The organism is Bradyrhizobium sp. LLZ17 (assembly GCF_041200145.1).
Taxonomy (GTDB): Bacteria; Pseudomonadota; Alphaproteobacteria; order Rhizobiales; family Xanthobacteraceae; genus Bradyrhizobium.
Window position 1 is genome coordinate 373,487 of the sequence record NZ_CP165734.1, and the last position, 13,195, is coordinate 386,681.

Consider the following 13,195-nt stretch of genomic DNA (forward strand, 5'->3'; position numbering starts at 1 on the left):
TTGACAGTGACTGACTAGTCAGTCATAATAGCGCCATGACAAAAAAGCCCGCCAAAGCCGTCACAGCATCCGCAGTCCACGCACGGAGCGGCGCGCCAGCTGAAGAGAAAGCCGCGCCCGCCTCGAGCCGCGCCGCGCGCGCGGAGGAGCGGCGCGCCGCGATCGTGGACGCCGCGATGGAGGAGTTCATCGCCCGCGGCTTTGCGGCGACGCGGCTCGACGACATTGCCAAGCGCGCAGGCGTGGCCAAGGGCACGATCTACCTGCACTTCAAGGACAAGGAATCGATGTTCGAGGAGCTGGTGCGGATCGTGATCGTGCCGGTGGTGGCGCGGCTCAACGCACTACCGCCGCCGACCGGCTCGGTGCGCGATCTCGTCGAGACCTTTGCGAGCAACTTCCTGAAAGAGGTGATCGGCACCAGGCGTGGCGATCTCGTGCGCCTGATCGTTGCAGAGGGGCCGCGCTTTCCGTCCGTGGCGGACTTCTACTACCGCGAGGTCGTCTCGCGCGGGATGGCCGGCATGCGCGCGCTGATCGAGCTCGGCATCGCCCGCGGCGAGATCCGCGAAAAGGATCTCGCGCGCTTTCCGCAGATCCTGGTCGCGCCGGCGCTCATTGCGGTGATGTGGCAGAGCCTGTTTGCGCAGCACGCGCCGCTCGATGCGCAGGAAATGCTGCGCGTTCATCTCGATTTGATATTTGGGAAACGGAGCACGACATGACGTCGTCGCAAAGCACCTTTCACCCCATCCTGAGGAGCGCGGAACGCGCGTCTCGAAGGATGAAGGCCCGGCTGTGGCTCCTCGCCCTTCGAGACGCCGCTTCGCGGCTCCTCAGGGTGAGGGTGCAACAGCGGTTTCGGCCGCGCCTCGGTTCGATCGCAGTTCTGATGCTCGCCATCGGCCTCGCCGGCTGCAACGAGAAGCGTGATCCCGGCTTCCAGGGCTGGGTCGAGGCCGACATGATCTTCGTCAGCCCGGACGAAGCCGGACGGGTCACCAAGCTCAACGTGCGCGAAGGCGACGAAGTGAAGGCCGGCGATGCCTTGTATTCCGTCGACGACGACCTCCAGCTTGCCGATCTCAACCAGAACAAGGCGACGCTCGCCAATGCGCAACAGACCTATGACCGTGCGGCCTCGCTGAGCAAGACCGGCTCGGGCACGCAGGCCAATCTTGACTCCGCCGTCTCCGCCTTGCGGGTCGCGGAGGCGCGGGTGGCGACGTCACAGACGCGGATGGCGCGGCGAAAAGGTTTTGCGCCGGTCGCCGGCACCATCCAGCAGATCTACTTCCGCGAGGGCGAGATGGTGGCGGCGCAGCGGCCGGTGCTCTCGATCATGCCGCCCGGCAACATGAAGCTGCGCTTCTTCGTGCCGGAGACCGAGCTTCCGAAGCTTGCGATCGGCGACGAGGTGCGCGTGACATGCGACAATTGCGGCGCCGATCTCACGGCAAAAATCTATTTCATCGCGACCACCGCCGAATACACCCCGCCGGTGATCTACAGCCTCGATGAACGCAACAAGCTCGTCCATCTGGTCCAGGCGCGGCCCTCGCGGCCGGATGCCCTGCGCGTCGGCCAGCCGATCAGCGTCTATCTCAACCCGAAAACGCCGGTGGCGGACAAGCGATGAACGGCGGCAACGGCATTGCGATCGACGTCAAGGGCCTGAGCAAATCGTTCGGCGGCCGCGAGGTCGTGCACGATCTGTCGATGCAGGTGAAGCGCGGCTCGATCTACGGCTTCCTCGGACCCAACGGCTCGGGCAAGACCACCACCATCCGCATCCTCTGCGGCCTGCTCACGCCTGACAGCGGCGAGGGCACCTGTCTCGGCTATGACATCTTGCGCGATGCCGAAAAGATCAAGCGCCAGGTCGGCTACATGACCCAGCGTTTCAGCCTGTATCAGGACCTCTGCGTGCGCGAGAACCTCGAATTTGTCGCGCGGCTCTACGGCCTGCGCGATCCGCGCCGCGCTGCGCGCGACATGATCAGACGGCTCGGTCTTTCCGGCCGCGGGGAGCAGCTTGCCGGTGAGCTCTCCGGAGGCTGGAAGCAACGCCTTGCGTTAGGGGCCTGCACGCTGCCCAATCCGCAATTGTTGCTGCTCGACGAGCCGACCGCCGGCGTCGATCCCAAGGCGCGGCGCGATTTCTGGAACGAGATCCATGCGCTTGCCGCCGATGGACTGACCGTGCTGGTTTCCACCCATTATATGGATGAGGCCGAGCGATGCCACGAGATCGCGTATATCGCCTATGGCCATCTGCTCGCGCACGGCACGGTGGACGAGGTCATCGCGAAATCCGCGCTCACGACTTACACCGTGACCGGCGAGGACCTCAACAGCCTGACGGCCCAGCTCACCGGCAAACCGGGCGTCGACATGGTGGCGCCGTTCGGCACCTCGCTCCACGTCTCCGGTCGCGATGTCGCGGCACTGGAGGCGAGCATCGCGCCGTGGCGTGAAAAGACCGGCCTGCACTGGCATAAATCGGCGCCGTCGCTGGAGGATGTCTTCATCGAGCTGATGGGCCGCTCCAAGGATAATTTCCAATGAGTGCCGTCGATCATTCGGCCCCCGCCCGCGAAATCCGCGAGCGGTTCGGCTTCTGGAAGCGCTCCTATGCGATGCTGATCAAGGAGTTCATCCAGCTCAGGCGCGATCGCGTCTCGTTCGCGATGATCGTGATGCTGCCGGTGATGCAGCTGTTGCTGTTCGGCTATGCCATCAACACCACGCCGCACAATTTGCCAAGCGCGGTGTTGTTGCAGGAGGACTCCGATCTCGCCCGCTCGGTGCTGAAGGCCTTGGAGAACACCGCCTATTTCCGCTTCATCTACCAGGTGCACGACGTCGATGATTTCGACAACCTGCTGAAATCCGGCAAGGTGCTGTTTGGCGTCGAGATCCCGCGCGGCTTCGAGCGTGCGGTGCGGCGCGGCGACAGGCCGGCGCTGCTGGTCGCGGCCGATGCGACCGATCCGGTTGCGGCAAGCGCCGCGCTTGGCTCGCTCGGCATGATCGTGCAGACCGCGCTCCAGCACGATCTCTTTATTGGCGATCCCCCGGCCATGCCGTTCGAGATCCGCGCGCATGCCCGCTACAATCCGGCGGCGGTCTCGAGCCTCAACATCGTGCCGGGCCTCGTCGGCACCATCCTGACCATGACCATGCTGATCTTCACCGCGCTCTCGGTGACGCGCGAGGTCGAGCGCGGCACCATGGAGAGCCTGCTGTCGATGCCGATCAAGCCGGTCGAGGTGATGTTCGGCAAGATCATCCCTTACGTGCTGGTCGGCTTCGTCCAGGCCTTCCTCATCATCGGCATCGGCGTGTTCCTGTTCGGTGTGCCCGTGCTGGGCAATCTGTTCCTGCTGGCGCTGCTCTCGACGCTGTTCATCACCACCAATCTGGCGATCGGCTACACGATATCGACGGTGGTGCAGAACCAGCTCCAGGCCATGCAGATGTCGATGATGTTCTTCCTGCCGAGCATCTTGCTCTCCGGCTTCATGTTCCCGTTCGCGGGGATGCCGGCCTGGGCGCAATATGTCGGCGAGGCCCTGCCGCTGACGCACTATTTGCGCATCGTCCGCGCCATCATGCTGAAAGGCGCGAGCATGCAAAACCTGCGCTTCGATGCGCTGGCGCTGGCCGCCCTGATGCTGCTCGCCATGACGATCGCCGTGACGCGCTTCCGCCGCACGCTGGATTGAGGCAAGATGCCCCCTGATGTCATTCCGGGGCGCACGAAGCGCGAACCCGGAATCTCGAGATTCCGGGTTCGATGCTTCCGCATCGCCCCGGAATGACTGGGGGTGGAATGGTCAGTTTTGCGAGCAGGAAAACCCGGCAGCGTGCCGTTTTGTCGGACGAATTCGAGCGCGAGCTGACGCGGGAGGTGCTGCGCACCGAGCTGTTGCGGGTGAAGGCGCTGATCATCACTGGCTGCGTGATGATCTTGTTCCTCACCTCGACCTACCTGATCGACCCCGCCATCGTGAACCGGATCTGGCGCGGGACGGGAGGTCTTGTCCGCGAATACATCCTCCTGGCGGGCTTCATCCTCTTCGAGGTCTGGGTCCACAGCCAGATCACGCGAAACCTCAAGCTCGATCGCGACCTGCCGGTGATCAGGCGCTATATCGGCGCAACAATCGAAACATCGCTGCCGACGATCATCCTGATCCTCCAGATTCGCAGCATGGGCGCTGGGCCCGCGCTCGGCTTCGTGCTGCCACTGGCCTATTTCATCTTCATCATTCTTTCGACGCTGCGTCTCGATTTCTGGCTGTCCACCTTCACGGGATTCGTGGCCGCAGCCGAACTCCTGGCCGTCGCGCTGTACTACAATTCGGCTGACGACGCCGGCGAACCCCTGATCTACTTTCACGCCGTGCGCAGCACCATCATCCTGATCGGCGGCGTGCTCGCGGGCGCCGTCGGCGCGCGATTGCGGCGGCAATTTGCCGCGAGCATCGCGGCCGCCACCGCGCGGGACCGGGTGACTAATTTGTTCGGCCAGCACGTCTCGCCTCAGGTGGTGGAACGATTGATGGCGGAGGGCACAAGTGCTGCCGGCGACCTCCGCCGTGTCGCCGTGATGTTCGTCGATTTCCGTGGCTTCACCGCCGGCGCGCAGTCGCGCACGCCGCAGGAGGTGGTCGACCGGCTCGACGGCGCCTTCGCCGTGCTGGTCGACATCCTCGATCGGGAGGGCGGCATCGTGAACAAGTTTCTCGGCGACGGCTTTCTCGCGCTGTTCGGCGCGCCGCTGGAGGCCTCCGACGCCGCCCATCGCGCGGTCGCCGCCGGCCGCGAGATGCTGAGCGCGATGGACCGCATCAACGCGCAGACCAGCTGGCCGCTCAGAATCGGCATCGGCATCCATTTCGGCGAGGTCGTCGCCGGCAATATCGGCTCGCCCCGGCGCAAGGAATACACCGTGATCGGCGACACCGTGAACTTTGCCTCCCGGCTTGAGGCGCTGAACAAGGAGTTTGGCTCCCAGCTCCTGATCTCGTCCGCCGTGCGCGAGGCGCTGGGCGATGACGGCGGCGATGCGGTGGCGCTCGGTGAGGTCACGGTACGCGGTTACGAGCAGCCGATGGCGGTGTTTCAGCTGGGGTGAGGGAGGCTTTTGGCGTCCTCGCAAGCCGCTCGCGTTTGTTTGAAGACCCGCGATGAAATATCTGCGGCGGCATTCCGCTCCTGCACTCAGGACGTCGAAATCTTTCGGCTTCCGTTTGTCACGCGGAGAAGATCCATGATCCGATTGAGCTTCGTCTCGGCTGCCCTGATCGCCGCTTCCGTCTATCAAGCCTACGCCGTGGCCGCTGCGCCGGCGCGGCGCGCCGCACTCCACACAACGGGCGACTGCGTGAGGGCTCCCGCAGAGGGCGCCTATGCCACCGCGCCCTACAAGGAGCCGCCTTGTATGCCGAAGACCACGAACTGACGATCGAGCTGGGCGCGGCCGGGTCGGCGAAGTCTGCGATCCGGCCGCGGGTCTTCTGCGGCGGGCTCGAACATCGTGGTATTTTCGTAGTGCTTGACTCCGAATTCATCTAGTCATCTATATGACCAAATGAGTTCAGCGCCGCTCGACGACCGCCTGCCACGCTACCAGCGCCTGCGCGACGATCTCGCCGCGCGGATCAACCGCAATGAATGGCGGCCCGGCGAGCCGATCCCGTCCGAAGCCGAACTCGCTGCACATTACGGTGTTGCCATCGGCACCGTCCGCAAGGCGATCGACCAGCTGGTCTCGGATGTGGTGCTGGAGCGCCAGCAGGGCCGCGGCACCTTCGTGCGGCGGGCGCGCTTCAATTCCTCGCTGTTCCGCTTCTTCCGGTTCCAGTCCGAGAGCGGCGAGCGCCGCGTTCCGAAGAGCCGCATCATCCGACGCAAGAGCGTGCCGGCGACGTCGGCTGTCGCATCGGCGCTACGCATTCCCACAGGCGAGCCCGTGATCAGCCTGTCGCGCCTGCGTCTGATCGACGACGTACCGCTGCTGGCGGAAGAGATCTGGCTCCAGCAATCGCGCTTCGCAAAAATCCTCGAGATCGACACCGCCGAGTTCGGCGACCTGCTTTATCCGCTCTACGAAGAACGTTGCGGCGAGGTCGTGGTTTCGGCCGAAGAAATCTTGACGGTCGAGACGGCCAACGAGATGCAGGCGCGGCTGCTGCGGCTTGAGGCGCATGCGCCGCTGATCGTGATCGAGCGCCTCGCGTTCGATCTGGAGCGGCGGCCGATCGAATGGCGACGGTCGCGCGGACCCGCCGATCGCTTCCGCTACCACGCCGAGATCCGGTGAGAGCGGGCTTCAGCAAGATCAATCAATAACGAATTCAGGGGGAAACAATGGCGAACTGGTACAGTGAATGCTCGCCGCTTGAGAAGCGGACGTTTTGGGCAAGCTTTGGCGGCTGGGCACTGGATGCGCTCGATGTCCAGATGTTCGGCCTCGCGATTCCGGCGCTGATCGCAGCGTTCGGCATCAGCAAGGCCGATGCCGGGCTGCTCGGCTCGGTGACGCTGTTCTTTGGCGCATTCGGCGGCTGGCTCGGCGGCGCGCTCGGCGACCGCTTCGGCCGCGTCAAGGCACTCCAGATCACGGTCGCGACGTTTGCATTGGCGACCTTCGCCAGCGCGTTTGCGATGAGCTACACCCAGCTTGTCGTACTCAAGGCGATCCAGGGCGTCGGTTTCGGCGCCGAGTGGGCCTGCGGCGCGGTGCTGATGGCCGAGATCATCCGCCCCGAGCATCGCGGCAAGGCGCTCGGCTCGGTGCAGAGCGCCTGGGCTGTCGGCTGGGGCGCGGCCGTGCTGCTGTCGGCGCTGATCTTCACCTATGCGCCGGCGGATATCGCCTGGCGGCTGCTGTTTGCGATCGGGCTCTTGCCTGCGCTTCTGATCATTTTCATTCGCCGTGGTTTGAAAGAGCCGCCGCGTGCCGCAGCAGCCGACGCAAACGCGCCGTTCCTCGCCACGCTCTCCGGCATCTTCCATCGCGACGTGCTGCGTTCGACCCTGGTCGGCGGCCTGTTCGGCATCGGCGCCCATGGCGGCTATGCCGCGCTGACAACCTTTCTGCCAACCTATCTGCGCGAGGTGCGGCACCTGTCGGTGCTGGGCTCCAGCGGCTACCTCGCCGTCATCATCCTTGCCTTCTTCTGCGGCTGTATTGCAAGCGGCACCATCAGCGACCGCATCGGCCGCCGCGCCAATGTCGCCTTGTTCGCGGCGGCCTGCATCGTGACGGTGCTGGTCTATATCTTCGCGCCGTTGACGGACGCGCAGATGCTGGTGCTCGGTTTCCCCCTGGGTTTCTTCTCAGCCGGAATCCCTGCCAGCATGGCCGCACTGTTCAGCGAGCTCTATCCCGCAGGCGTGCGCGGCACCGGCGTCGGCTTCTGCTACAATTTTGGCCGCATCGTCTCCGCCGCATTCCCGTTCCTGGTCGGCTTCCTCAGCGATCACATCGGGCTCGGAGCGGCAATCGGCATCGACGCGGCCTTCGCCTATTCGCTTGTGCTGATCGCGGTGCTGCTCCTCCCCGAAACCCGCGGCAAAGTGTTTGAGCAGACTGCTGCGGCGCGCGCCTGACGAAGAATGAGGAGCAATCACCATGATGTTCAGCCAGCGTGGCCTGACCCGCCGCCAGTTCGGCGCCGGCCTTGTATCCCTCGTGCCGGCGTTGGCCGCCGCGGGCCAAGCGATGAGTGAGACGAGCTTGAAGACCATCGATACCCACGCCCATGTCTTCCATCGCGGGCTAAAACTCGCGCCCGGCCGTCGCTATGCGCCCGACTATGACGCGCCGCTGTCGCTCTATCTCGAGCAGCTCGACCGCAATGGCATGACCAATGGCGTGCTGGTGCAGCCGAGCTTTCTCGGTACCGACAATTCCTATCTGGTCGAATGCCTGAAGCAGACCAGCGGCCGCCTGCGCGGCATTGCCGTCGTCGACCCTAAAGTCGCTGCCGATGAGCTGCGTGCGCTCGATCGTGCCGGCGTTGTCGGCATCCGCCTCAACCTTGTCGGCCAGCCCTTGCCCGATCTCGCCGCCCCCCGAATGGAAGACGCTGCTTGCGGAGGTGAAAGCGATGGGTTGGCAGGTCGAGATCCAGCGCAACGCCTCCGATCTCGCCGAGCTTGCGCCGAAGCTGCTCGATCACGGCGTCGCGGTGGTGCTCGATCATTACGCGCTGCCCGATCCGAAACTCGGCGTTGCCGATCCCGGCTTTCAGTCGGTGCTGAAGCTCGGGGCGACCCGGAGCGTCTGGGTCAAGATCTCGGCGCCGTACCGCAACGGCGCGGCGGGCGAGAGTTTTGCGAAAGAGGCCTATCCGCTGCTGCGCAACGCTTACGGGCTCGATCGCCTGCTGTGGGGCAGCGATTGGCCGCACACGCAGTTCGAGGCAACGCAGAATTACGCGAAGAACCGCCAATTTCTCGATGCGCTGATCGTCGACAAAGACGAGCGCGCGAAAGTGCTGGCCTCGCCCCAGCCGCTGTTCCGCTTCTGAAGCTCTCCGCGATTGCTCCGAATGCTCCGAATTTTGGGGCATGACGGACGATGTTCACGCCTTGTAGAGTGCTGCGCGAGGCGGCCGGTTGCGGCACGCCATTTGCGTGAGGGTTTTACATGCAGCGCCGCTACATCACCGTCGACGTGTTCACTGGCCGCGCCTTCGGCGGCAACCAGCTCGCCGTGGTGCTGGATGCGGCGGGGCTTTCGACCGCGCAGATGCAGGCGATCGCGACCGAGTTCAATTATTCCGAGACGACCTTCGTGCTGCCGCCGCGCGATAAGGCCAATGACGCCGAGGTGCGCATCTTCACGCCGGTGCGGGAGCTGCCGTTCGCGGGCCATCCCAATGTCGGCACCGCCTTCGTGCTCGCGACGATCGCGAAGGAGCCGAAGCCGCGTCTGCTGTTCGAGGAGAAGGCTGGGCTCGTGCCGGTTGAGATCGTGCGGGAGCAGGGCCGGGTGGTCAGCACCGAACTCACGGCGCCGCAGCCGCTCTCGCGGCTCGCGCAGTGTTCCGCCGAAGAGGTCGCGGCCTGCATCTCCTTGACCGCGGAGGACATCAAGATCGATCGTCACGCGCCGCAGGTTGTCAGCGTGGGAACGCCATTTCTGGTGGCTGAGCTGCATTCGCGCGATGCGCTCAAGCGCGCCAGGCCCGACGCGGCGGCGTTCGGCAGGGTTCTTCCGCGCGACGGTGCGTTCTCGGTGTGGTTCTATACGCGCGACGTGCCGGCGGCGGAGGCGCCTTGCGAACGCCAAGCGCGGATGTTCATGCGCGGCGCCAGCGGTCTCGTCGAGGACCCCGCCACCGGCAGCGCCACCGTCGCAGCAGCCGCGTTGTTCGCCGATCTCGATCGCACGCCTGACGCCGAGTTGAAGCTCACGGTCGGGCAGGGCTATGACATGGGCCGCCCAAGCCTGCTCCTGACGCGCGTGCGCAAGCAGGACGGCAAGATCGTTTCAGCCCATGTCGGCGGCAACTGCGTGCAGATGATGGAAGGGACGTTCCGGCTGGCGGGGAGGGGTAGAGGCGCATCGTCTAGCACGCTCTCTCCAGTCGTCATTCCGGGGCAGCGCAAAAGCGCTGAGCCCGGAATCCATTCATCGATTGACTCTGTGGCTTGATGGATTCCGGGCTCGCGCTATGCGCGCCCCGGAATGACATGCAGACTACACCTGTCGCCCCGCCAAATTCTTCACCACCACCCCATCCCGCTCCTCGATCACCTCCGCGATCATCTGGCGATGGCAGTGGGTGTGGTCGCGCTCATAGCAGAGCAGGCAGACCGGGCCGGCCTTCTTCACCAGCGCCGAGAGCTCGTCGATCTCTTCTTTGGCCTGCGGCGTCTTCAGGTGTTTCGCGTAGATCCTTTCGAGCATGTCGTAGTGCCCGCTGCGCGCGGCGAGGCGGCCTTCCTTGGGTGTACCGAGCGCGGCGAGATGGACGTAGGCGATACCGCGTTCATCCAGGCCTGCGGCAAGCTGCTTCTTCGAAAAGCCCGGGCGCCGCGACGATGTCACAGCGCGGACGTCGACCACGAGCTTGACACCGGCCTGCTCCAGCTCGTCCAGCACGGCCTTGGGCGGCGTCTGCTCATAACCGATGGTGAAGAGCTTCTTTGTCTTTGCCATGAACCACCCGTCAGGCAACGCGCGCGATCAGTTCCATGGCGCCGGCCGGTGCGCGCACCTTGCCTTCGTGAATGACATACGCGAACACGTCGCGCGGTTCCTTCTTCGGCTTGGCCTTGTCGACCTTCGGCAAATCGTCGGGTTCGCTTCCCTCGGCCCAGGCCTGAAACCGCTTGCTCCAGGCGTCGAGCTGCTTCGGCGGGTAACAGGTCTTGATCTCGTCATTACCCTTCTGAAGCCGCGCGTAGACGAAATCACCGGCGACGTCTGCGATCGCCGGATATTTGCCATGCTCGGCAAATACCACCGGCGTTTCGAATTCGCGGATCAGCGCGACGAAGTCCGGCGTACAAAAACTGTCGTGGCGGACCTCCACGACATGGCGCAGCGCGCGGCCGTCGAGCTTGCGAGGCAGCAGCTCGAGGAACTTGCCGAAATCGGCGCCGTCGAATTTTTTGGTCGGCGCGAACTGCCAGAGCACGGGGCCGAGATGGTCGCCGAGCTCCAGCACGCCGGAATCGTAGAACCGCTTGATGGAATCGCCGGCCTCCGCCAGCACGCGGCGATTGGTGGCAAAGCGTGGCCCCTTGACCGAGAACACAAAACCTTCCGGGACTTCGCTTGCCCATTTGCGAAAGCTCTCTGGCTTCTGCGAGCCGTAATAGGTGCCGTTGATCTCGATCGAGGTCAGCTTCGAGGCGGCGTAGGAGAGCTCCTTCGCCTGCGTCAGCTTTTCCGGATAGAACACGCCGCGCCAGGGCTCAAAGGTCCAGCCGCCGACGCCGATGAAGATGTTGCCGGATTTTTTTGACGCGGTTTTTGCTTTGGCCACGGGCGCAACTCACATCGTCGAGGAGGGGAGGGCCGTCATCCTAATCAAACCAGATGTGATTGGCCAGTTGCCGTCTCCCGTCTAAGCTCGCGGTGGAATCTGCAAAAAAAGGAGAACAAGATGCGGATGCTGATGATGGGAGCGGCGCTCGCAATGATGACATCTGCCGCCATCACTTCTGCCGTCACGACATCAGCTGTCATGGCGGAGGACAACGATGCGAAAGGTGCGCAGAAGCTCGCGATGCAGGGCCGCGACGATTACTGGCATTGCCTGGCGCGCGAATATTCGCGGAATAGCAATCAGGGCCTGTCGGAACAGGATTTTGGCCGATCGGTCGCGGGGGCCTGTCCGTCGGAGCGCCAGTCCTACCGGGTGGCGCTGCTTGATTATCTCACCGCGCAGTATCCGACCATCGATGCCGGCGCCCATCTCGCGACCGCGAACAGGGCGGTGGAGTCGGCGCAGAAGGACATCGTGACGGCCTTCGTCAAGCACCGGCCGCCAGTACAGTAGGGGAGTGGCGGACCCCTTCCGGCCGCGCGTTCATCCGTGGTATTACTGGGCCGATCTGGAACGGGGACGGGTTCGCATGTCGTCTGAGTCGGTAGGGGGCATTTTTGGCGCGATCGTCGCCGCGGTGGTGCTTGCGGTCGCTGTCGTGTTTGGGCCGATCGGCCAATATGGCAAGCCGCCCAAGCCGGTGAAGTCCGACGCAGCCCCTGCTGCGGCGCCCGCGGCCCCCGCCGCGCCCGCACCGCGCGGCCCGGTGATCCGGGAAGTCCCGAACCAATAAGGGCCTGAAAAAGGCAGTTCCGACCCCTTGCGAGGCGCCCGTGCCGTTCCTATTTAGGCTGAGACGGCAACGTTGAGTGACAATCTCCGTTGTCGAAACGACCTTGGAATAGCTTGGCCCGCGCCGGATGTACGCGCGGTCCGCCGTTCCGGGGTCGTTGGCATTTTGCGGCCCTTTTGGGCCGATCCCCAGAGAAACCCCGGCTTGGCAGCGCAGGACGCGGCGGATATACGCTGCCGTCATGAATGAAGCGATCAGACCGGGCCCCGAAAATCCCCCCCAAGCGAGCTCGCGATCGCCGGAAGTTTCGGTCATCGTCCCGACCTTCAACGAGCGCGACAATGTCACGGTGCTGTACCGGCGGCTTGAAGCGTCGCTTGCCGGCGTTGCCTGGGAGGTCGTGTTCGTCGATGACAATTCGCCCGATGGCACCTGGGACGTGGTGCGTGCGTTGGCGCAGCGCGACAGCCGCGTGCGCTGCATCCGCCGCATCGGCCGCCGCGGCCTGTCCGGAGCCTGCATCGAGGGCATCCTTGCCTCCAGCGCACCCTATGCGGCCGTGATCGACGCCGATCTCCAGCACGACGAGACGCAACTGCCGAAAATGCTGTCGCTGCTTGCAAGCGGGCAGGCCGACCTCGTGGTCGGCAGCCGCTACATCGAGGGGTACAAGAGCGAAGGCTTCAACAAGCAGCGTGCCGGCGCCAGCGCGCTTGCGACCGAGGTCGCGAAGAAGATGCTGCGGGTCGAGATCGCCGATCCCATGAGCGGCTTCTTCATGGTTCGCCGCGACCGTTTCGAGGAGTTGGCGCCGAAACTGTCGGTGCACGGCTTCAAGATCCTGCTCGATTTGGTTGCGACCGCGCATGGCACGTTGCGCGCCGTCGAGATTCCCTACACCTTCGGTCAACGCCAGCACGGCGAGAGCAAGCTCGATTCCATGGTCGCGCTCGATTTCATCGGCCTGGTGCTGGCGAAGCTGAGCAATGACACCGTCTCGCTGCGCTTCATCCTGTTCGCGATGGTCGGCGGCATCGGTCTCGTGGTGCATCTCACCACGCTGTTCATTGCGCTCGAGCTGATCAAGGTGCCGTTCGCGGAGGCGCAGGCCGCCGGCGCCATCGTCGCCATGACCAGCAATTTCGTCCTCAATAACTTCCTGACCTATCGCGATCAGCGGCTGAAGGGCTTTGCGCTCCTGAGCGGCCTGATCATGTTCTACGTGGTGTGCAGCGTCGGCCTGCTTGCCAATGTCGGCGTCGCCTTCTCGGTCTACGACCAGGAGCCGATCTGGTGGCTGGCCGGCATGGCCGGCGCGCTGATGGGCGTGGTGTGGAACTACGCGATGTCCGGACTGTTCGTCTGGCGCAAGAAATAGCGCGCC

The 13,195-nt window shown here is 64.3% G+C and carries 14 protein-coding genes and 1 pseudogene; 13 read left to right on the forward strand and 2 right to left on the reverse strand.

The features are described 5' to 3' along the window. Positions 1-35 precede the first annotated feature (35 nt). From AB8Z38_RS01785 to AB8Z38_RS01830, 10 genes and pseudogenes are all read left to right on the forward strand, one after another. Complete coding sequence (locus AB8Z38_RS01785; protein WP_369722797.1) at positions 36-725, forward strand: TetR/AcrR family transcriptional regulator; 690 nt, start codon at positions 36-38, stop codon at positions 723-725. Positions 726-892: 167 nt separating this feature from the next. Then, positions 893-1,639, forward strand: a complete 747-nt coding sequence (locus AB8Z38_RS01790; protein WP_369722798.1) for an HlyD family secretion protein — start codon at positions 893-895, stop codon at positions 1,637-1,639. Further along, a complete protein-coding gene (locus AB8Z38_RS01795; protein ID WP_369722799.1) occupies positions 1,636-2,568 on the forward strand; it encodes an ABC transporter ATP-binding protein in 933 nt (310 codons plus the stop codon). The genes AB8Z38_RS01790 and AB8Z38_RS01795 overlap by 4 nt, the downstream gene beginning before the upstream one ends. Further along, positions 2,565-3,728, forward strand: coding sequence for an ABC transporter permease (locus AB8Z38_RS01800; protein ID WP_369722800.1), 1,164 nt, complete (start codon positions 2,565-2,567; stop codon positions 3,726-3,728). The genes AB8Z38_RS01795 and AB8Z38_RS01800 overlap by 4 nt, the downstream gene beginning before the upstream one ends. Before the next feature lie 107 nt (positions 3,729-3,835). Next, a complete protein-coding gene (locus tag AB8Z38_RS01805) occupies positions 3,836-5,143 on the forward strand; it encodes an adenylate/guanylate cyclase domain-containing protein (RefSeq protein WP_369722801.1) in 1,308 nt (435 codons plus the stop codon). A gap of 135 nt (positions 5,144-5,278) precedes the next feature. Then, entirely contained in the window at positions 5,279-5,470 is a 192-nt protein-coding gene (locus AB8Z38_RS01810; protein WP_369722802.1) for a hypothetical protein, read from the forward strand. Positions 5,471-5,599: 129 nt separating this feature from the next. After that, a complete protein-coding gene (locus tag AB8Z38_RS01815) occupies positions 5,600-6,331 on the forward strand; it encodes a GntR family transcriptional regulator (protein ID WP_369722803.1) in 732 nt (243 codons plus the stop codon). Positions 6,332-6,378: 47 nt separating this feature from the next. Next, complete coding sequence (locus tag AB8Z38_RS01820) at positions 6,379-7,623, forward strand: MFS transporter (RefSeq protein ID WP_369722805.1); 1,245 nt, start codon at positions 6,379-6,381, stop codon at positions 7,621-7,623. Positions 7,624-7,645: 22 nt separating this feature from the next. Further along, positions 7,646-8,546: pseudogene (locus AB8Z38_RS01825) on the forward strand (amidohydrolase). Between the two features lie 119 nt (positions 8,547-8,665). After that, complete coding sequence (locus tag AB8Z38_RS01830) at positions 8,666-9,676, forward strand: PhzF family phenazine biosynthesis protein (protein WP_369722806.1); 1,011 nt, start codon at positions 8,666-8,668, stop codon at positions 9,674-9,676. 45 nt (positions 9,677-9,721) lie between these two features. Here the strand turns inward: AB8Z38_RS01830 and AB8Z38_RS01835 are convergent, their stop codons facing one another. Continuing rightward, positions 9,722-10,183 carry a DUF488 family protein gene (locus tag AB8Z38_RS01835; RefSeq protein ID WP_369722807.1) on the reverse strand — a complete coding sequence of 154 codons (462 nt, stop codon included), beginning with the start codon at positions 10,181-10,183 and terminating at the stop codon, positions 9,722-9,724. 10 nt (positions 10,184-10,193) lie between these two features. Further along, entirely contained in the window at positions 10,194-11,015 is an 822-nt protein-coding gene (locus AB8Z38_RS01840) for a DUF72 domain-containing protein (protein WP_369722808.1), read from the reverse strand. 120 nt (positions 11,016-11,135) lie between these two features. Here AB8Z38_RS01840 and AB8Z38_RS01845 point away from each other — a divergent pair, with 120 nt between their 5' ends. The 3 genes from AB8Z38_RS01845 to AB8Z38_RS01855 all read left to right on the forward strand — a co-directional run bounded on the left by AB8Z38_RS01845 (position 11,136) and on the right by AB8Z38_RS01855 (position 13,189). Further along, the gene (locus tag AB8Z38_RS01845) at positions 11,136-11,531 is read left to right on the forward strand and encodes a hypothetical protein (RefSeq protein ID WP_369722809.1); all 396 of its coding nucleotides are present in this window, start codon (positions 11,136-11,138) and stop codon (positions 11,529-11,531) included. A 76-nt stretch (positions 11,532-11,607) separates the two neighbouring features. Next, complete coding sequence (locus AB8Z38_RS01850) at positions 11,608-11,811, forward strand: hypothetical protein (RefSeq protein WP_369722810.1); 204 nt, start codon at positions 11,608-11,610, stop codon at positions 11,809-11,811. A 241-nt stretch (positions 11,812-12,052) separates the two neighbouring features. After that, positions 12,053-13,189: a glycosyltransferase family 2 protein gene (locus AB8Z38_RS01855; RefSeq protein ID WP_369722812.1), complete on the forward strand. Its 1,137-nt coding sequence runs from the start codon at positions 12,053-12,055 to the stop codon at positions 13,187-13,189. Positions 13,190-13,195 lie beyond the last annotated feature (6 nt).

Bases quoted from the DNA above. Each gene is read 5' to 3' on its own strand.
- AB8Z38_RS01785 (WP_369722797.1), top strand. From the start codon at position 36: ATGACAAAAAAGCCCGCCAAAGCCGTCACAGCATCCGCAGTCCACGCA.
- AB8Z38_RS01790 (WP_369722798.1), top strand. From the start codon at position 893: ATGCTCGCCATCGGCCTCGCCGGCTGCAACGAGAAGCGTGATCCCGGC.
- AB8Z38_RS01795 (WP_369722799.1), top strand. From the start codon at position 1,636: ATGAACGGCGGCAACGGCATTGCGATCGACGTCAAGGGCCTGAGCAAA.
- AB8Z38_RS01800 (WP_369722800.1), top strand. From the start codon at position 2,565: ATGAGTGCCGTCGATCATTCGGCCCCCGCCCGCGAAATCCGCGAGCGG.
- AB8Z38_RS01805 (WP_369722801.1), top strand. From the start codon at position 3,836: ATGGTCAGTTTTGCGAGCAGGAAAACCCGGCAGCGTGCCGTTTTGTCG.
- AB8Z38_RS01810 (WP_369722802.1), top strand. From the start codon at position 5,279: ATGATCCGATTGAGCTTCGTCTCGGCTGCCCTGATCGCCGCTTCCGTC.
- AB8Z38_RS01815 (WP_369722803.1), top strand. From the start codon at position 5,600: ATGAGTTCAGCGCCGCTCGACGACCGCCTGCCACGCTACCAGCGCCTG.
- AB8Z38_RS01820 (WP_369722805.1), top strand. From the start codon at position 6,379: ATGGCGAACTGGTACAGTGAATGCTCGCCGCTTGAGAAGCGGACGTTT.
- AB8Z38_RS01830 (WP_369722806.1), top strand. From the start codon at position 8,666: ATGCAGCGCCGCTACATCACCGTCGACGTGTTCACTGGCCGCGCCTTC.
- AB8Z38_RS01835 (WP_369722807.1), bottom strand. From the start codon at position 10,183: ATGGCAAAGACAAAGAAGCTCTTCACCATCGGTTATGAGCAGACGCCG.
- AB8Z38_RS01845 (WP_369722809.1), top strand. From the start codon at position 11,136: ATGCGGATGCTGATGATGGGAGCGGCGCTCGCAATGATGACATCTGCC.
- AB8Z38_RS01850 (WP_369722810.1), top strand. From the start codon at position 11,608: ATGTCGTCTGAGTCGGTAGGGGGCATTTTTGGCGCGATCGTCGCCGCG.
- AB8Z38_RS01855 (WP_369722812.1), top strand. From the start codon at position 12,053: ATGAATGAAGCGATCAGACCGGGCCCCGAAAATCCCCCCCAAGCGAGC.